Annotated in this window: 2 protein-coding genes; both read left to right on the top strand. The window is 43.4% G+C overall.

Translation table 11 applies throughout. The features are described from left to right. Nucleotides 1-318: 318 nt before the first annotated feature. The gene (locus THS27_RS26135; RefSeq protein ID WP_139835767.1) at nt 319-642 is read left to right on the top strand and encodes a hypothetical protein; all 324 of its coding nucleotides are present in this window, start codon (nt 319-321) and stop codon (nt 640-642) included. Next, nucleotides 643-1,700, top strand: a 1,058-nt coding sequence (locus THS27_RS26130) for a DUF4041 domain-containing protein (RefSeq protein WP_085595930.1), incomplete at its 3' end; no start/stop codon positions are given.

The raw sequence follows: 1,700 nt of genomic DNA, 5'->3' as shown, positions 1-1,700 counted from the left end.
CAATTGAGTCCAGACCCTAGTTCTCGCAAAACACAGGGAATCATAAGCCAAAGAAATCACTCAACTTCATTTTCGGTCGAGCTTTGACGTCAAGTTCAATAAAATCAAGCTTCCTAATTTGGACTAATTAGTAGGCCAAATACCCAGAAATTAATTTTGCCTCGCGTATTTGCCCTTACTTTCTTTTCGTGTCAACCTTCAAGCGTATACAATCTATCAGCATATCACGACATGGATCGGGTATGCTTACTCTAAAGGCTATCTGGTCCATCGATATCCCCTAAAGTATTGCTACAGGCCAAATTGGAGTTGGATGTTATGGCTCGAAGGAGCGCTTTAAGAACAACTATTCGGGTTGTTAAAGCCATCGATAAGGCTAACAGGCGAGCAATTAAAGAGAGAGAGCGACAAGAGAGGGCAAGAGAGAGGGAGGCTCTGCAGCGTCAGCGAGAACGGGAGCGTTTTCAGCGTGAGTGCGAAAGGGAAGAACTAAAGCAGCAGAAAGCACGCGAAAAGCGCCAGAAAGAGCTGCTCAAGGTCGCAATTCAAGAAAACCGTGAGGAAGAGAAAGCGGCGTACGAAACACGGTGCATGAATAGAAAAGTTTTCAGAGAGCAAATTGTTGATGAGGAGTTGATATAGGTGGAATACTCGCTTTCCGTATATATTTTAATTTCAGTGTGTTTCTCCGTAATTTTTACATATGCCTTAGTCCATCGTCGATATGGTAAGAAAGTTGAAAATTTTTCGTCATTAGAGCGCGATATCGAAGAAAGAACTACGAGAAAATCTGAGCTAGATACGCAGCTTCTCGAAGCGAATGAAGACCTCAAGAATATTAAATCTGAGACAGCTGATCTTCGGCAGCTTAAGGCTTCTGAAGGTGCGTTAATGGAGGCTGTCGAGCGCTTGCAAGAAGAGCAGGCCGAGATTTCTCAAAATAATGAGAACGATAAAGTTGAGCTTTCAAACATAAAAAGCGAAATATCTGAGCTCGTACCCCAGCTCGATTTGTACTCGCGGCTTGAAGATTTTGTAAGTTACGGTCATTTCGAAACTCCCGACTACTTATTCGAGACAACCGAACGGTTTGAAGAAGAAATTCGACGCATTCGAGAGCAGCAAAAGGAGCTTATCTCCAGCAACCAAGCTGTTGAGATCCCTGATACAATAAATTTATCTCAGGATGAGACTCAAAATAAGAAAATTCTCAAGGGTCAAAGCCAGTTACTGTTGGCAGCTTTTAACATCGAATGTGACTTTTTAATCGGAAAAGTCTCTCCTAGTCGCTTGTCTCGAACCCTAGAACAGATAGAAAAACTCGCAAACAAGCTTGAGAAAAATATGCTCAGCTTAAAGTGCGGGATTTCCCCTGCGTATATAAAGCTGAAGTTCGAAGAATGCCGACTGTTCTATCAATTCAAATTGAAGAAGCAGGAAGAGCAAGAGGAACAGCGTCAGATTAGAGAGCAGATACGGGAAGAGCAAAGGGCAATTAGGGAATACGAAGCCGCAATTGCAAAAGCCGAGCAAGAAGAGAAAATCTATCGAGAGATGCTTGAAAAAGCACGAGAAGAACTGCTGCTCCTCGGAGATGATCAAAAGGCCGTGGCAGAAGCCAGAATCAAGGAGCTTGAGGAAAAGCTTCTGGAAGCTGAGGCGAGTGAGAAGCGTGCTAAGGTAATCCGCCCGGAAAATAA

Source organism: Thalassospira sp. MCCC 1A01428 (genome assembly GCF_002115825.1).
In the GTDB taxonomy this organism is placed as follows: domain Bacteria; phylum Pseudomonadota; class Alphaproteobacteria; order Rhodospirillales; family Thalassospiraceae; genus Thalassospira.
The sequence above is the reverse complement of the archived record's forward strand: the minus strand, read 5'-3'. Positions and strand labels throughout refer to the sequence as shown.

Bases quoted from the DNA above. Each gene is read 5' to 3' on its own strand.
- THS27_RS26135 (WP_139835767.1), top strand. From the start codon at position 319: ATGGCTCGAAGGAGCGCTTTAAGAACAACTATTCGGGTTGTTAAAGCC.